This window comes from Escherichia sp. 94.0001 (assembly GCF_013369155.2).
GTDB lineage: Bacteria > Pseudomonadota > Gammaproteobacteria > Enterobacterales > Enterobacteriaceae > Escherichia > Escherichia coli_F.
On sequence record NZ_JABWMS020000004.1, the window covers coordinates 34134 to 50220 of the forward strand.

At 51.8% G+C, this 16087-nt stretch carries 16 protein-coding genes; 9 read left to right on the forward strand and 7 right to left on the reverse strand.

Going from position 1 to position 16087, the window contains the following annotated elements; all coding sequences use genetic code 11:
- The first annotated feature begins 107 nt into the window (after positions 1–107).
- The 5 genes from map (at position 108) to HEN33_RS03260 (ending at position 5904) form a co-directional block, all read left to right on the forward strand.
- Positions 108–902, forward strand: a complete 795-nt coding sequence (gene map / locus HEN33_RS03240; RefSeq protein ID WP_001018200.1) for a type I methionyl aminopeptidase — start codon at positions 108–110, stop codon at positions 900–902.
- A 61-nt stretch (positions 903–963) separates the two neighbouring features.
- A complete protein-coding gene (gene glnD, locus HEN33_RS03245) occupies positions 964–3636 on the forward strand; it encodes a bifunctional uridylyltransferase/uridylyl-removing protein GlnD (RefSeq protein ID WP_176263085.1) in 2673 nt (890 codons plus the stop codon).
- 30 nt (positions 3637–3666) lie between these two features.
- Positions 3667–4491 carry a 2,3,4,5-tetrahydropyridine-2,6-dicarboxylate N-succinyltransferase gene (gene dapD / locus HEN33_RS03250; protein ID WP_001186650.1) on the forward strand — a complete coding sequence of 275 codons (825 nt, stop codon included), beginning with the start codon at positions 3667–3669 and terminating at the stop codon, positions 4489–4491.
- 52 nt (positions 4492–4543) lie between these two features.
- Positions 4544–5356 (forward strand): phosphodiesterase YaeI, encoded by an 813-nt coding sequence (gene yaeI, locus HEN33_RS03255; protein ID WP_103253563.1) that lies wholly within the window; start codon positions 4544–4546, stop codon positions 5354–5356.
- A gap of 161 nt (positions 5357–5517) precedes the next feature.
- Positions 5518–5904: a DUF3461 family protein gene (locus HEN33_RS03260; RefSeq protein WP_000272188.1), complete on the forward strand. Its 387-nt coding sequence runs from the start codon at positions 5518–5520 to the stop codon at positions 5902–5904.
- Positions 5905–5957: 53 nt separating this feature from the next.
- Here HEN33_RS03260 and cdaR read toward each other — a convergent pair whose 3' ends face one another.
- The 3 genes from cdaR to dgt all read right to left on the reverse strand — a co-directional run bounded on the left by cdaR (position 5958) and on the right by dgt (position 10341).
- On the reverse strand, positions 5958–7115 hold the full coding sequence (cdaR, locus tag HEN33_RS03265) for a DNA-binding transcriptional regulator CdaR (protein ID WP_000929430.1): 1158 nt from the start codon (positions 7113–7115) through the stop codon (positions 5958–5960).
- Positions 7116–7269: 154 nt separating this feature from the next.
- Positions 7270–8694 carry a serine endoprotease DegP gene (gene degP / locus HEN33_RS03270; RefSeq protein WP_000753942.1) on the reverse strand — a complete coding sequence of 475 codons (1425 nt, stop codon included), beginning with the start codon at positions 8692–8694 and terminating at the stop codon, positions 7270–7272.
- Positions 8695–8823: 129 nt separating this feature from the next.
- Positions 8824–10341 carry a dGTPase gene (gene dgt, locus HEN33_RS03275; RefSeq protein WP_032183239.1) on the reverse strand — a complete coding sequence of 506 codons (1518 nt, stop codon included), beginning with the start codon at positions 10339–10341 and terminating at the stop codon, positions 8824–8826.
- Between the two features lie 83 nt (positions 10342–10424).
- On the opposite strand from dgt, the gene mtnN reads away from it, so the two are divergent.
- From mtnN to HEN33_RS03290, 3 genes are read left to right on the forward strand one after another with little or no spacing between them, the layout of a single operon-like run.
- Positions 10425–11123, forward strand: coding sequence for a 5'-methylthioadenosine/S-adenosylhomocysteine nucleosidase (gene mtnN / locus HEN33_RS03280; protein ID WP_000689844.1), 699 nt, complete (start codon positions 10425–10427; stop codon positions 11121–11123).
- Positions 11116–11916: a vitamin B12 ABC transporter substrate-binding protein BtuF gene (gene btuF / locus HEN33_RS03285; RefSeq protein ID WP_001306218.1), complete on the forward strand. Its 801-nt coding sequence runs from the start codon at positions 11116–11118 to the stop codon at positions 11914–11916. Before mtnN ends, btuF begins: the two co-directional genes overlap by 8 nt.
- A gap of 37 nt (positions 11917–11953) precedes the next feature.
- On the forward strand, positions 11954–12577 hold the full coding sequence (locus HEN33_RS03290) for a TRIC cation channel family protein (RefSeq protein ID WP_000964221.1): 624 nt from the start codon (positions 11954–11956) through the stop codon (positions 12575–12577).
- 46 nt (positions 12578–12623) lie between these two features.
- Here HEN33_RS03290 and erpA read toward each other — a convergent pair whose 3' ends face one another.
- From erpA to yadX, 4 genes are read right to left on the reverse strand one after another with little or no spacing between them, the layout of a single operon-like run.
- A complete protein-coding gene (erpA, locus tag HEN33_RS03295) occupies positions 12624–12968 on the reverse strand; it encodes an iron-sulfur cluster insertion protein ErpA (protein WP_001295564.1) in 345 nt (114 codons plus the stop codon).
- Positions 12961–13026, reverse strand: coding sequence for a small protein YadW (gene yadW, locus HEN33_RS03300; protein ID WP_120795373.1), 66 nt, complete (start codon positions 13024–13026; stop codon positions 12961–12963). Before yadW ends, erpA begins: the two co-directional genes overlap by 8 nt.
- A gap of 23 nt (positions 13027–13049) precedes the next feature.
- Positions 13050–14471 carry a H(+)/Cl(-) exchange transporter ClcA gene (gene clcA / locus HEN33_RS03305; protein WP_000845394.1) on the reverse strand — a complete coding sequence of 474 codons (1422 nt, stop codon included), beginning with the start codon at positions 14469–14471 and terminating at the stop codon, positions 13050–13052.
- Between the two features lie 11 nt (positions 14472–14482).
- Positions 14483–14530, reverse strand: a complete 48-nt coding sequence (yadX, locus tag HEN33_RS26270) for a protein YadX (protein ID WP_211180485.1) — start codon at positions 14528–14530, stop codon at positions 14483–14485.
- A 165-nt stretch (positions 14531–14695) separates the two neighbouring features.
- On the opposite strand from yadX, the gene hemL reads away from it, so the two are divergent.
- A complete protein-coding gene (gene hemL, locus HEN33_RS03310; RefSeq protein ID WP_176263086.1) occupies positions 14696–15976 on the forward strand; it encodes a glutamate-1-semialdehyde 2,1-aminomutase in 1281 nt (426 codons plus the stop codon).
- Positions 15977–16087 lie beyond the last annotated feature (111 nt).

The following is a 16087-nucleotide window of genomic DNA, read 5'->3' on the forward strand; positions in this document are numbered from 1 at the left end:
GCACGTTTGGCGAAATTCAGAATGATTCTCAATTTGCCCGGGTGTGATACCATTGACGACACTTACATATATATTGTCGGTATCACCGACGCTGATGGACAGAATTAATGGCTATCTCAATCAAGACCCCTGAAGATATCGAAAAAATGCGCGTCGCTGGCCGACTGGCTGCCGAAGTGCTGGAAATGATCGAACCGTATGTTAAACCGGGCGTCAGCACCGGCGAGCTGGATCGCATCTGTAATGATTACATTGTTAATGAACAACACGCGGTTTCTGCCTGCCTCGGCTATCACGGCTATCCGAAATCCGTGTGTATCTCTATTAATGAAGTGGTATGCCACGGTATCCCGGACGACGCCAAGCTGCTGAAAGATGGCGATATCGTTAACATCGACGTCACTGTAATCAAAGATGGTTTCCACGGCGATACCTCAAAAATGTTTATCGTCGGTAAGCCAACCATCATGGGCGAACGTCTGTGCCGCGTAACGCAAGAGAGCCTTTACCTGGCGCTGCGCATGGTAAAACCGGGCATTAATCTGCGCGAAATCGGTGCGGCGATTCAGAAATTTGTCGAAGCAGAAGGCTTCTCCGTCGTTCGTGAATATTGCGGACACGGTATTGGTCGCGGCTTCCACGAAGAACCGCAGGTGCTGCACTATGACTCCCGTGAAACCAACGTCGTGCTGAAACCGGGGATGACCTTCACCATCGAGCCAATGGTCAACGCGGGCAAAAAAGAGATCCGCACCATGAAAGATGGCTGGACGGTAAAAACCAAAGATCGCAGCTTGTCTGCACAATATGAGCATACTATTGTGGTGACCGATAACGGCTGCGAAATTCTGACGCTACGCAAGGATGACACCATCCCGGCGATAATCTCGCACGAAGAATAAGATGAAGCCGGCGAATGCCGGCTTTTTTAATACGATAATTTAATCTTATGGGTGGCGCACAATGAATACCCTTCCAGAACAGTATGCAAACACCGCTCTCCCCACCCTGCCCGGTCAACCGCAAAATCCATGCGCCTGGCCCCGTGATGAATTAACCGTTTGTGGGATAAAAGCCCATATTGATACTTTCCAGCGTTGGCTGGGTGATGCCTTTGACAATGGGATCTCTGCAGAACAGTTGATTGAGGCGCGTACCGAGTTTATCGACCAGCTCCTGCAACGGTTATGGATTGAAGCGGGATTCAGCCAGATTGCCGACCTGGCATTGGTCGCCGTCGGTGGCTACGGTCGTGGCGAGCTGCATCCACTTTCTGACGTCGATTTACTGATTTTAAGCCGTAAAAAGCTCCCGGACGATCAGGCGCAAAAAGTGGGCGAGCTGTTAACGCTGCTCTGGGATGTAAAGCTGGAAGTGGGTCATAGCGTGCGCACGCTTGAAGAGTGCATGCTGGAAGGGTTATCGGATTTAACCGTCGCCACCAATTTAATCGAATCCCGCTTATTAATTGGCGATGTTGCGCTGTTCCTCGAACTGCAAAAACATATTTTTAGCGAAGGATTCTGGCCTTCCGACAAGTTCTACGCGGCGAAAGTTGAAGAACAGAACCAGCGCCATCAGCGTTACCACGGCACCAGCTACAACCTTGAACCAGACATCAAAAGTAGCCCCGGCGGCTTGCGCGATATCCACACTCTGCAATGGGTGGCCCGCCGTCATTTTGGCGCAACATCGCTGGATGAAATGGTAGGGTTTGGCTTCTTAACCTCTGCGGAGCGAGCGGAATTAAACGAATGCCTGCATATATTGTGGCGTATTCGCTTTGCCCTGCATCTGGTCGTCAGCCGTTACGATAATCGCCTGCTGTTTGATCGCCAGCTTAGCGTCGCCCAGCGTCTGAATTACAGTGGCGAAGGTAACGAACCCGTCGAGCGGATGATGAAGGATTACTTCCGCGTTACGCGCCGCGTCAGCGAACTCAACCAGATGCTGCTGCAACTGTTCGATGAAGCCATCCTCGCCCTGCCCGCCGACGAAAAACCACGTCCAATCGACGATGAGTTTCAGCTACGCGGTACGCTAATCGACCTGCGCGATGAAACACTGTTTATGCGCCAGCCGGAAGCCATCTTGCGTATGTTCTACACCATGGTGCGCAACAGTGCGATCACCGGCATTTACTCCACCACACTACGCCAGTTACGCCACGCCCGTCGCCACCAGCAACAACCTCTGTGTAATATTCCGGAAGCGCGAAAACTGTTTTTGAGCATTCTGCGTCACCCCGGAGCGGTGCGGCGCGGGCTATTGCCAATGCATCGCCATAGCGTGCTCGGCGCGTATATGCCGCAATGGTCGCATATCGTCGGGCAGATGCAGTTTGACCTGTTCCACGCCTACACGGTGGATGAACATACTATCCGCGTGATGTTGAAACTGGAGAGTTTTGCCAGTGAAGAAACGCGACAGCGCCATCCGTTGTGTGTGGACGTCTGGCCGCGCCTGCCGTCAACTGAGCTGATTTTCATCGCCGCGCTGTTTCACGATATCGCCAAAGGACGCGGCGGCGACCACTCCATTCTCGGTGCTCAGGATGTAGTGCATTTTGCCGAACTCCACGGGCTGAACTCACGCGAAACACAGCTGGTGGCCTGGCTGGTTCGTCAGCACTTGCTGATGTCGGTGACAGCTCAGCGCCGCGATATTCAGGACCCGGAAGTCATCAAGCAGTTTGCCGAAGAAGTGCAAACAGAAAATCGTCTGCGTTATCTGGTATGCCTGACAGTGGCAGACATTTGCGCCACCAACGAAACACTGTGGAATAGCTGGAAGCAAAGTCTGTTGCGCGAACTCTATTTTGCCACCGAAAAGCAGCTACGACGCGGAATGCAAAACACGCCGGATATGCGCGAACGGGTTCGCCATCACCAACTCCAGGCGCTGGCACTACTGCGCATGGATAACATCGACGAAGAGGCGCTGCACCAAATTTGGTCACGCTGTCGCGCTAACTATTTTGTCCGTCATAGCCCAAATCAACTGGCCTGGCACGCACGCCATTTATTACAGCATGATTTAAGCAAACCGCTGGTACTGCTTAGCCCGCAGGCTACGCGTGGAGGCACCGAGATTTTTATCTGGAGCCCGGACCGCCCCTATCTGTTTGCCGCCGTCTGTGCCGAATTAGACCGCCGCAATTTAAGTGTCCACGACGCACAAATTTTCACCACTCGTGACGGTATGGCGATGGATACCTTTATAGTGCTGGAACCCGATGGCAGCCCGCTGTCCGCCGATCGTCATGAGGTTATTCGGTTTGGTCTGGAGCAAGTACTGACACAAAGTAGCTGGCAGCCACCGCAGCCGCGTCGCCAGCCTGCCAAATTGCGCCATTTTACTGTTGAAACCGAAGTGACGTTTTTGCCGACCCATACCGACCGCAAATCGTTCCTCGAACTGATCGCCCTCGACCAACCTGGACTGCTGGCAAGAGTCGGGAAAATTTTTGCCGATTTGGGAATTTCGCTTCATGGTGCCCGAATTACAACCATTGGCGAGCGAGTAGAAGATTTATTCATAATTGCCACCGCTGACCGGCGTGCGCTTAATAACGAGTTGCAGCAGGAAGTGCATCAGCGGTTGACAGAGGCCCTCAATCCAAACGATAAAGGGTGATGTGTTTACTGATATGAAAAGAGTTTAACAATGCAGCAGTTACAGAACATTATTGAAACCGCTTTTGAACGCCGTGCCGAGATCACGCCAGCCAATGCAGACACCGTTACCCGCGAAGCGGTAAATCAGGTGATCGCCCTGCTGGATTCCGGCGCACTGCGTGTAGCGGAAAAAATTGACGGTCAGTGGGTGACGCATCAGTGGTTGAAAAAAGCGGTGCTGCTCTCTTTCCGTATTAATGATAATCAGGTGATCGAAGGGGCAGAAAGCCGCTACTTCGATAAAGTACCGATGAAATTCGCCGACTACGACGAAGCGCGTTTTCAGAAAGAAGGCTTCCGCGTTGTACCACCAGCGGCAGTACGTCAAGGTGCGTTTATCGCCCGTAACACTGTGCTGATGCCGTCTTACGTCAACATCGGTGCATATGTTGATGAAGGCACCATGGTTGATACCTGGGCGACCGTCGGTTCCTGTGCGCAGATTGGTAAAAATGTCCACCTTTCCGGTGGCGTGGGTATCGGCGGCGTGCTGGAGCCGCTGCAGGCTAATCCGACCATCATTGAAGATAACTGCTTCATCGGCGCACGCTCTGAAGTGGTTGAAGGGGTGATTGTCGAAGAAGGTTCCGTCATCTCTATGGGCGTATACATTGGTCAGAGCACCCGTATTTACGACCGTGAAACCGGCGAAATCCACTACGGTCGCGTTCCGGCTGGTTCGGTGGTTGTGTCAGGTAATCTGCCGTCGAAAGATGGCAAATACAGCCTCTACTGTGCGGTTATCGTTAAGAAAGTTGACGCGAAAACTCGCGGCAAAGTCGGCATTAACGAACTGCTACGCACCATCGACTAAAAGTCAGTACACGGGCAGCATGAAGCTGCCCGTTTTTTTACAGGGATGAATGATGATCACACGCAGGCGTTTTTTACAGGCTGCCGCCGCGACGTTAACGGTGAGTTCAGGTTTCGGTTATATGCATTACCTGGAACCCGGCTGGCTTGAATTAAGCCATCACCGCTTCGCCTTTTTTGAAGAAAAAGCCGCACCATTCAAAATTCTGTTTCTGGCCGATCTCCATTACTCTCGTTTTGTTCCTTTAAGCCTGATTTCTGACGCTATTGCCCTTGGCGTAGCGCAAAAACCTGATTTGATTTTGCTGGGTGGCGATTATGTTTTATTTGATATGCCGCTGAATTTTTCGGCGTTCAGTGACGTACTCTCTCCCCTTGCCAAATGTGCACCGACATTTGCCTGTTTTGGCAATCACGATCACCCCGTGGGTACAGAGAAAAATCGCTTAATTGGCGAGGCGTTAAAATCGGCGGGGATCACTGTGTTGTTTAACCAGGCAACGGTAATCGCCACATCAAAACGGCAATTTGAACTGGTTGGCACTGGTGATTTATGGGCCGGACAATGCAAACCACCTCCCGCCAGCGAAGCAAATCTGCCTCGTCTGGTGCTGGCACATAATCCCGACAGCAAAGAAGTCATACGTGATGAACCCTGGGATCTGATGCTGTGCGGCCATACTCACGGCGGGCAACTGCGCGTACCGTTGGTTGGTGAACCTTTTGCCCCTGTCGAAGATAAACGTTACGTCGCCGGATTAAATGCCTTTGGCGAACGACACATCTACACAACCCGTGGCGTGGGCAGTTTGTATGGTTTGCGTCTGAACTGCCGCCCGGAAGTAACGATGCTGGAACTGGTGTAGAACGTGAATTTTATCGCCAGAATAAAGCAGGTAATTTTTTGATTTTTACGCCATGATAGAAGTCTGGAAGAAAAAGGCTTTCTGCGATCACAGTCGAGCCGGGCGGGCCAGGCCAAATGCTAAAATAAGCACAATTTACTGACTCATTTTGAGGTAACGCTATGTACGACAATCTGAAAAGTCTGGGTATTACCAATCCTGAAGAAATTGATCGTTACAGCCTCCGGCAGGAAGCCAACAACGATATTCTGAAAATCTATTTCCAGAAAGACAAAGGCGAGTTTTTCGCCAAGAGCGTGAAGTTTAAATATCCGCGTCAGCGTAAAACGGTCGTCGCTGATGGTGTGGGTCAAGGTTATAAAGAAGTCCAGGAAATCAGCCCGAATCTACGGTATATCATTGATGAGCTTGATCAAATCTGCCAGCGTGACCGCAGCGAAGTTGATCTTAAGCGTAAGATCCTCGACGACTTACGTCACCTGGAGTCAGTAGTAACCAATAAGATCAGCGAGATTGAAGCCGATCTGGAAAAACTGACGCGTAAATAATGTCATTCTGTGGGCCGGGTAAAGTCTCACCCGGCTGTAATTTTGTAATCGACCTACCGCTCTTCATCCAGTTGTAACGCCACATACAGCAGCAACCTGTCATCAAAATTGCCCAAATCAAGCCCGGTCAGTTCCGATATACGATTAAGCCGATACTCAAGAGTATTACGATGGATAAACAGCGCCTTTGACGTTGCCAGCGGTTGCACATTGTGACGAAACCACGCCGCCAACGTTCGCCGCAGTAAACCATTATTGTCCATCGCTTTGAGCCGCGCCAGCGGTCGCGCCAGTTCGTTGGCCTGCCAGTCGCCACGCAAACTGTCGAGCAACACAGGCAACATCAAATCCTGATAAAAATAGCAGCGACTTTCGGGCATCCGCTGTTTACCCACCACCATCGTCGTTTTCGCCGTACGATAAGAGCGGGCAATACTGCCTGGTCCGGTAAAATAGTTACCCAGCGAAACGCGAAAACGTAGCTGACCATACTCTTTCATGCGGGCAATCAGTTGTTCAACTCGCTTACGATGATCTTCTGCATCCCAGCGCCCAAACGAATTCAACGCCGGTTTCAACACCACCATTTCGGTCAGTGAAACAATCGCCACCAGATTATTACGCTCGGGCGTAGTCAGCGCGTTTTGCAGTTGCTGTAACTCCGCCATTGCGCTATCCACGCCAAGTTGACCGCTATCGACCTCAACAATAGCCACCACTCGCGGTTGATTGAGATCGATCCCCAACCGTTGCGCCCATTCAGTGAGTGCGGGAGTATTCTCCTCCGCCTGAATCAGGTTCATCACCAACTCTTCCCGCAAACGGCTATCCTGCGCCAACAGATGCATCAACCGCGACTGTTCCAGCATCATTTCAGCCGTCATGCAGACCAGTTCGCCATATTTACGCAGATTCTCTGGTTCACCAGTCAGGCCGATTACGCCGACAATTTCACCTTCCAGCCGTAATGGAAGATTAATCCCCTGCCGCACACCGTGCAGATGACGTGCCACCGCGTCATCGATATCAACTACTCGTCCCTGTGAAAGTACCAGCAATGCACCTTCGTGCAATTCACCAATACGCTCACGATCGCCGCTGCCGATAATACGCCCGCGGGCATCCATTACGTTAATATTGGTATCAATGATGCGCATGGTGCGCGCCACGATATCCTGCGCCATTTTGGTATCAAGATGCCAGCCAGCCATAAGTCCTCCGTTATGCACGGCTTAGCATAAGGAAGTACGTAACGTACGGCATTGTGCAAATGCCCAAAGGATGAGGAAGATGTATGGAGTTGTGGTGAAGTTCACAGATTGTAAGGAGAACCCCTTCCCGTTTTCAGGAAGGGGTTGAGGAAGATTACTGCATTAACAGATAGATGGTGCTGTCGCCGCGCTGAATATTCAGTGCCAGCACAGACGGTTTGCTGTCGAGAACTTTACGCAGTTCAGCGATGTTTTTCACTGCCTGCTGGTTCGCACCAATAATCACATCACCTTTCTTCAGGCCGATCTGCGCAGCCGGAGTGCCCGTTTTCACGTTGTTCACCACCACGCCCTGATCTTTGCCTTTGTTGCTCATCTCAGCGCCTTCAATGCCGTTGAAGATGGTGCTGGAATCAACCTGATTCTGGCTGCTCTGCTGCAGTTCCAGGTTCACGTTAACCTGCTTCCCGTCGCGCAGTAAGCCCAGGGTCAGTTTGCTGCCTACCGGCATAGTGCCCACCTGAGCACGCAGTGCGGCAAAGCTGCTGATTGGCTTACCGTTCAGTGAGGTGATCACATCACCCGCTTTAATGCCCGCTTTCGCGGCGGAAGAGTTCGGCAGAACCTGGCTTACGAAAGCACCGCGCTGGGCGTCAACTTTCATCGCTTTCGCCAGATCGGAGTTCAGCTCAGTCCCCATAATACCCAGCTCACCGCGTTTCACCTGGCCGTATTCCACCATCTGCGAGGTCAGGTTTTTCACCATGTTACTCGGGATAGCAAAACCGATACCGATGTTGCCGCCGTCCGGTGCGAGGATCGCGGTGTTGATACCGATCAGTTCGCCGTTCAGGTTAACCAGCGCACCACCGGAGTTACCACGGTTGATCGCAGCATCGGTCTGGATGAAGTTTTCATAGTTTTCGGCATTCAGACCGCTACGCCCCAGCGCAGAGACAATCCCGGAAGTTACCGTCTCGCCCAGACCAAACGGGTTACCAATTGCTACGGTGTAATCACCCACGCGCAGTGCATCAGAATCCGCCATCTTAATTGCGGTCAGATTTTTCGGGTTCTGGATCTGGATCAGCGCGATATCAGAGCGCGGATCTTTGCCAACCATCTTCGCGTCGAACTTACGACCATCGCTCAGCTGGACTTTAATCACCGTCGCGTTATCAACAACGTGGTTGTTGGTGACGACATAGCCTTTATCGGCATCAATGATGACGCCGGAACCCAGCGCCATGAATTTCTGTTGCTGGCCGCCGCCATTACCGCCCTGGCCCCCCTGGCAGAACGGAGAGCTCTGGAACGGAGAACCTTCCTGGCAGAACGGAGAATCATCACCGAAGAACTGCTGGAAATTACGCGGCATACGCGGCGTATTAACGGTTGTGCTACCTTCTACGTTAATGCTGACCACTGAAGGCATCACCTTTTCGAGCATCGGTGCAAGGCTTGGCATCTGCTGGGCTGTCGTTGCTGAAGAAGTCTCAGCCGCCGTTGCAGAGAGCGGAGATAACGCCAAACCTAAACTCAGAGCCAGTGCACTCAGTGCTAATGTGGTTTTTTTCATGTATTTCAGTCTCGATTAACAGATAACGCAAAATTGCTGTGTTCTTCAGATTCGTTTTATAGCGCGAAGTTCCGAACTAAAGTTTCTGCAAAAGGTAAAAATTTATTGTTCGTCTTTACAAAAGCCTGGTTATTGTTCTACGGCCATCAGACGTCGGTATTCATCCCAGGCATAGAGGTCGGTCATACCGCTGATATAATCCTGCAGCAGGCGGCAACGGTAATAATATTCCCATAGCGGAAACTCAGGAGAATCTGACGGTAATTTACTGACAGCCTCGACATAGGCCAGCCGATGGCGCGTCGAGAGTTTGTGGAATAAGCGCGATTCAATAGGGAAACGTTTCACCCGTTCTTTTTCTACCAGTTCAGTAAAGTCTGATAACGACAGGCTTAATAAAGGGCGATAAATCTCTAATAATCCGCTAATGACCCGATAGCCCTGCAATTCAAGCTGCTCGACATCTGGATGGCTAAACACATGTTTTACAGCGACATTTTTATATAGCTTTAGAAGATCGCTGCATTCGCTGGCATCTTCCAATAATGCATGATTAAACGTTCCGGCGAAAATCGCAGGCAGATTATCAATAAATCGTTGTGCCGCGTAGGGTACCAGTTTATTTAGGGTGTTTACCCGTAAATACATAAAAAACTGATCTTCCGTACTGCGGCTTAAACTATTTGAGCGTGATTTTTCCCAGGCATTTTCAACCACCAGCGAAAAGAGCGAACCTTTCTCATGCTGGCCCCACGCTTCGTGCAAATGATGATAAAGCTGCTCAACGCTGAATATTCTTTTCTCTACCGCATCTTCAAGATCTGCCACACAATAGGAGATGTCGTCGGCAGCTTCCATAATCCACGTTAATGGAAAACGACTGTAAAGCGCCAAATTAAGTTCTTTACGCAACCGGGCAATATAGGCTTCTTCAGAAAGATAATAACCCGGCTTTTTCATTAAATAGTGATGTGTCTCAGGCGTTTCACCACGCCACCACGCCGGACGGGTATATTTTAAAATACCGCCAACCTGTGCCCAGGTGAGATTCATCCGCATCAATGTATGCACCAGACGAATGCCTTGTGCATTCCCCTCAAAATGACATAAGTCCTGACGTATTTTGCGCCGCAGCTCGTTAAGCGGTTCTTCCCCGTCCCGTAAACGTAGTGCTGCCACGCTGCAGCGATCGTCAGTCAGAGGCTGGCTTTCGGCATCTTCCGGGTGCAAACGCTGGCGAAACCAGTCATTTATCGCCGCTTCGCCAAAATGACCAAACGGCGGATTGCCGATATCGTGCATCAGGCATGACATCTCAACAATGCTTTCAAAAGGGCCGGTCAGTTCATCCAGGCCGTATGCTTCCAGCAATTTAAGCTCTTTCAGACGGCTTAAAATTTCTTTGGCGATGTAGCGCCCCACCTGCTGGACTTCCATCGAGTGGGTAAGACGCGTGCGCACGGCGGCATTGCGCTCCAGTGGAAAAACCTGGGTCTTTTGTTGCAGACGACGAATTGCCGGAGAGTTGATGATACGCCCGCGATCGCTCTCGAAGATTCGCAGGATCTCATGTTCGGTTTTAACGCCCTGCGGTGAACGGTAACGACGATGCCAGTTTATTTTTTTTCGGAAATCAATCTGTGCCATGTCCTCTCCCGCGTGAGAAATACGCTTCCCCGTAAGCGCATGGTAAACTATGCCTTCAAATCGGGCTTATCGCGAGTAAATCTATGAAAATCGGCATCATTGGTGCAATGGAAGAAGAAGTTACGCTGCTGCGTGACAAAATCGAAAACCGTCAAACTATCAGTCTGGGCGGTTGCGAAATCTATACCGGCCAACTGAATGGAACCGAGGTTGCGCTTCTGAAATCGGGCATCGGTAAAGTCGCTGCGGCGCTGGGTGCCACTCTGCTGTTGGAACACTGCAAGCCAGATGTGATTATTAACACCGGTTCTGCCGGTGGCCTGGCGCCAACGCTGAAAGTGGGCGATATCGTTGTCTCGGACGAAGCACGTTATCACGACGCGGATGTCACGGCATTTGGTTACGAATACGGTCAGTTACCTGGCTGCCCGGCTGGCTTCAAAGCTGACGATAAACTGATCGCTGCCGCTGAGGCCTGCATTGCCGAACTGAATCTTAACGCTGTACGTGGCCTGATTGTCAGCGGCGACGCTTTCATCAACGGTTCTGTTGGCCTGGCGAAAATCCGCCACAACTTCCCGCAGGCCATTGCTGTAGAGATGGAAGCGACGGCAATCGCTCATGTCTGCCACAATTTTAACGTCCCGTTTGTCGTAGTACGCGCCATCTCCGACGTGGCCGATCAACAGTCTCATCTTAGCTTCGATGAGTTCCTGGCTGTTGCTGCTAAACAGTCCAGCCTGATGGTTGAGTCACTGGTGCAGAAACTGGCACATGGCTAAGTCACTGTTCAGGGCGCTGGTCGCCCTGTCTTTTCTCGCCCCTCTGTGGCTCAACGCTGCACCGCGCGTCATCACGCTTTCACCCGCCAACACTGAACTTGCTTTTGCCGCCGGGATCACGCCGGTTGGGGTCAGCAGTTATTCCGACTACCCTCCACAAGCGCAAAAGATTGAGCAGGTTTCAACCTGGCAGGGGATGAATCTCGAACGCATTGTGGCCCTTAAACCCGATCTGGTGATTGCCTGGCGTGGAGGTAATGCCGAGCGGCAGGTTGACCAGTTAGCTTCGCTGGGAATAAAAGTGATGTGGGTCGATGCGACAAGCATTGAACAAATTGCCAATGCGTTACGTCAACTGGCCCCCTGGAGCCCACAACCGGACAAGGCTGAACAAGCCGCGCAATCCCTGCTGGACCAGTACGCACAATTGAAAGCGCAATATGCTGATAAACCTAAAAAACGTGTTTTTCTGCAATTCGGCATTAATCCGCCATTTACCAGTGGAAAAGAGTCGATTCAAAACCAGGTACTCGAAGTTTGTGGCGGAGAAAACATCTTTAAAGACAGCCGGGTTCCCTGGCCGCAAGTTAGCCGCGAACAGGTGTTAGCACGCGCGCCACAGGCGATTGTCATTACCGGCGGACCGGACCAAATTCCTAAAATCAAACAATACTGGGGCGAACAGCTCAAAATTCCCGTTATTCCTCTCACGAGTGACTGGTTTGAACGTGCAAGCCCACGTATTATCCTCGCTGCACAACAGCTCTGTAATGCGCTTTCACAGGTAGATTAGCGCCTGATCTTTTCAGGTGCTCAGTGGGGATAGAACAATGCTCGTCTATTGGCTGGATATAGTCGGCACAGCGGTATTTGCCATCTCCGGCGTTTTGTTAGCCGGAAAATTGCGTATGGACCCTTTTGGTGTCCTGGTATTAGGCGTGGTTACCGCAGTAGGCGGCGGGACAATTCGCGACATGGCGCTGGATCACGGCCCGGTCTTTTGGGTGAAAGATCCCACCGATCTGGTTGTTGCAATGGTGACCAGCATGCTGACGATCGTGCTGGTGCGCCAGCCAAGACGCTTACCGAAATGGATGTTGCCGGTGCTGGATGCCGTTGGTCTGGCAGTGTTTGTCGGCATTGGCGTGAATAAAGCCTTTAATGCGGAAGCCGGTCCGTTAATCGCGGTTTGTATGGGCGTCATTACTGGCGTTGGCGGCGGGATCATTCGTGATGTACTGGCCCGCGAAATCCCCATGATTTTACGTACAGAAATCTACGCAACTGCCTGTATTATCGGCGGTATTGTCCACGCTACGGCTTATTACACATTTTCCGTACCACTGGAAACAGCCAGTATGATGGGCATGGTCGTGACGCTATTGATTCGGCTGGCGGCTATTCGTTGGCATCTTAAGCTACCGACGTTTGCGCTGGATGAGAATGGGCGTTGAAGAGAGAAGATGTGCCGGATAGTTTATCCGGCACACGAATAAGAGATTAGATGCTGAAGGAAGAACCGCAACCGCAGGTGCTTTTCGCGTTCGGGTTGGTCACGATGAAACGAGAACCTTCCAGACCTTCGGTATAGTCAACGGAACCGCCGACCAGATATTGCAGGCTCATCGGGTCAACCACCAGGCCAACGCCCTGTTTTTCGATGGTCATATCGCCTTCGTTCACCTGATCATCAAAGGTGAAACCATACTGGAAGCCGCTGCAACCGCCACCGGTGATATACACGCGTAATTTCAGATTCGGGTTATCTTCGTCAGCGATCAGGCTTTTAACTTTGTTGGCTGCTGCGTCGGTAAACTCCAGCGGCAGTGCTACGTCATCACTCATATTTTGCTCCAAACGACATCGGCAATTGGGCAAATTCTAACCCAATAATAATCGCCATTATCTAATACCCTGGTATTTCGTTCAAGTATTCTCGCTGGCTGATGCGGCCTTGCTTCGCGCCAGTTGCTCAGCTTCCTGTTTCGCCAGCGTGCGTGCAAGAATCGCCGAGTATAGCGGTTTCCCGCCGGTAAATTGCGCTAATAGTGTTGCGCCAAGACCGGTAATAATCATTGGCAAAATGAGCTGGTAGTTATCGGTCATCTCCAGAACCAGGATGATACCCGTTAACGGCGCGCGAATAGATGCCGCCAGTAACGCCCCCATTCCGGCAATAGCAAACGTCCCCGCCTCAAGGTGATATTGCGGAAACAGCTCAACGGCAACCATTCCGAAAGCGGTTCCCAGCACAGTACCCAGCGCCAGCATAGGGGCAAAAATACCGCCCGGCGCGCCGGAAGAGAAACAGAGTAAGGTGGTAATGACTCGCGCGACGAAGATAAACACCAGCATTCCCATGCTGAAGTTCCCCGCCGTGGCGATAGGAATCAGGTTAAAACCGCCGCCCGAAGTTGCTGGTGCCACAAACCCCAGCAATCCACACAGACCGCCAATCGCACCGCCCATCAGTACCCATTTGGTAATATTGCCGCCGTGCACACGATGCAGTAAATCCTGCATCCCCAACACCCATTTATTAAAAATGGGGCCGAAAATGCCAAAAATAATACCGAGGATCAGATAAAGCCATAGCGTATTAAGCGGCGCGTCAGAAAGTTTACCGACGTCAATCAGCGCAACTTCATGATTAAAAATCCGGTACATAATCGTCGACATAATGACGCCAATAAATACCGCTTTAATCGAAATTAACGTATAGCGAAACTGCGGACGCATCTCTTCGATAATAAACAAAATACCCGCCAGCGGCGCATTAAAGGCCGCAGCCAGACCCGCTGCTGCACCGGTTGCCAGCAGCGTATGGCGCGCTTCATCACCTTTCAGGCGGAATATATCAAGCACCATCCGACCGATATTACCGCCGATCTGCACGGTTGGCCCTTCACGCCCCAACACCATGCCGCCGCCGAGTGTCCCAAGCCCGCCAAAGAATTTCACAGGCAACACACGCCACCAGCGAACGGGACGTTGATCTTCCAACGCCCCTTCAATTTCCGGGATCCCCGAGCCACCGGCTTCCGGCGCGTATTTGCGCACCAAAAAGTAGCCGAACATCGCCAGCACTGCCGAACAGAGAAAAGCGACGGTTAACAGTAGCGGATAATTATCGGCCGTATGGACCAGCGCCCCCATACGTTGGTTCTGCAACCAGGCGACGCCTTTGTCAAAAGCAACCGCTGCCAGCCCGACAAGCGTGCCGACGACTGCCGCCATAAACAAAATGGCTAACGGGGTTTTATCGCGCTCAAGAAGTTGGCGAATCAGTTGTCTGCGTCGCAGGCGCGCGGCCTGCGGTGTTTCTAAAGAGGGAGTATCAGTTTTCATCCAATGATCACTTATTGGTCATACAAATAAGATGACGGCATTTTACTCGCACGTTCCATGAAAATCCTTTGCAAAGCGTAATGTTTCAAATGCACAAAACTTTTATACTCTAAGAAATCAGGATTGTACCAGTACAAGCAACCTGACGTTTGACGAGTATTTAACTTGTTATGAATAACATAGAATAGCAGCCATTCACTTTTTCTACGAATCAGGAACCCTCCATGAGTAAGTCTGAAAATCTATACAGCGCAGCGCGCGAGCTGATCCCTGGCGGTGTGAACTCCCCTGTTCGCGCCTTTACTGGCGTGGGCGGCACTCCACTGTTTATCGAAAAAGCGGACGGTGCTTATCTGTACGATGTTGATGGCAAAGCCTATATCGATTATGTCGGTTCCTGGGGGCCGATGGTGCTGGGCCATAACCATCCGGCGATCCGCAATGCCGTGATTGAAGCCGCCGAGCGTGGTTTAAGCTTTGGTGCACCGACCGAAATGGAAGTGAAAATGGCGCAACTGGTGACCGAACTGGTCCCGACCATGGATATGGTGCGCATGGTGAACTCCGGCACTGAAGCGACAATGAGTGCCATCCGCCTGGCCCGCGGTTTTACCGGTCGCGACAAAATCATTAAATTTGAAGGTTGTTACCACGGTCACGCTGACTGCCTGCTGGTGAAAGCCGGTTCTGGCGCACTCACGTTAGGCCAGCCAAACTCGCCGGGCGTTCCGGCAGATTTCGCCAAACATACATTAACCTGCACTTATAACGATCTGGCCTCGGTACGCGCCGCGTTTGAGCAATACCCGCAAGAGATTGCCTGTATTATCGTCGAGCCGGTAGCAGGCAACATGAACTGTGTTCCGCCGCTGCCAGAGTTCCTGCCGGGTCTGCGCGCACTGTGCGACGAATTTGGCTCATTGCTGATCATCGATGAAGTGATGACCGGTTTCCGCGTGGCGCTGGCTGGCGCGCAGGATTATTACGACGTGGTGCCAGACCTCACCTGCCTGGGCAAAATCATCGGCGGTGGAATGCCGGTAGGCGCATTCGGTGGTCGTCGTGATGTGATGGATGCGCTGGCCCCAACCGGTCCGGTCTACCAGGCGGGTACGCTTTCCGGTAACCCGATTGCGATGGCAGCCGGTTTCGCCTGTCTGAATGAAGTCGCGCAGCCGGGCGTTCACGAGACGCTGGATGAGCTGACAACACGTCTGGCAGAAGGTCTGCGGGAAGCGGCAGAAGAAGCCGGAATTCCGCTGGTGGTAAACCACGTTGGCGGCATGTTCGGTATTTTCTTTACCGACGCCGGGTCCGTGACGTGCTATCAGGATGTGATGGCCTGTGACGTGGAACGCTTTAAGCGTTTCTTCCATATGATGCTGGACGAAGGTGTTTACCTGGCACCGTCAGCGTTTGAAGCGGGCTTTATGTCTGTGGCGCACAGCATGGAAGATATCAATAACACCATCGATGCTGCACGTCGGGTGTTTGCGAAGTTGTGATCCAGCATGGTTTGTCGGATGCGGCGTAAACGCCTTATCCGACCTACAGATCAGGACCGTTTGTAGGCCCGATAAGACGCCACAGCGTCGCATCGGGCATCCGTTGCCGCG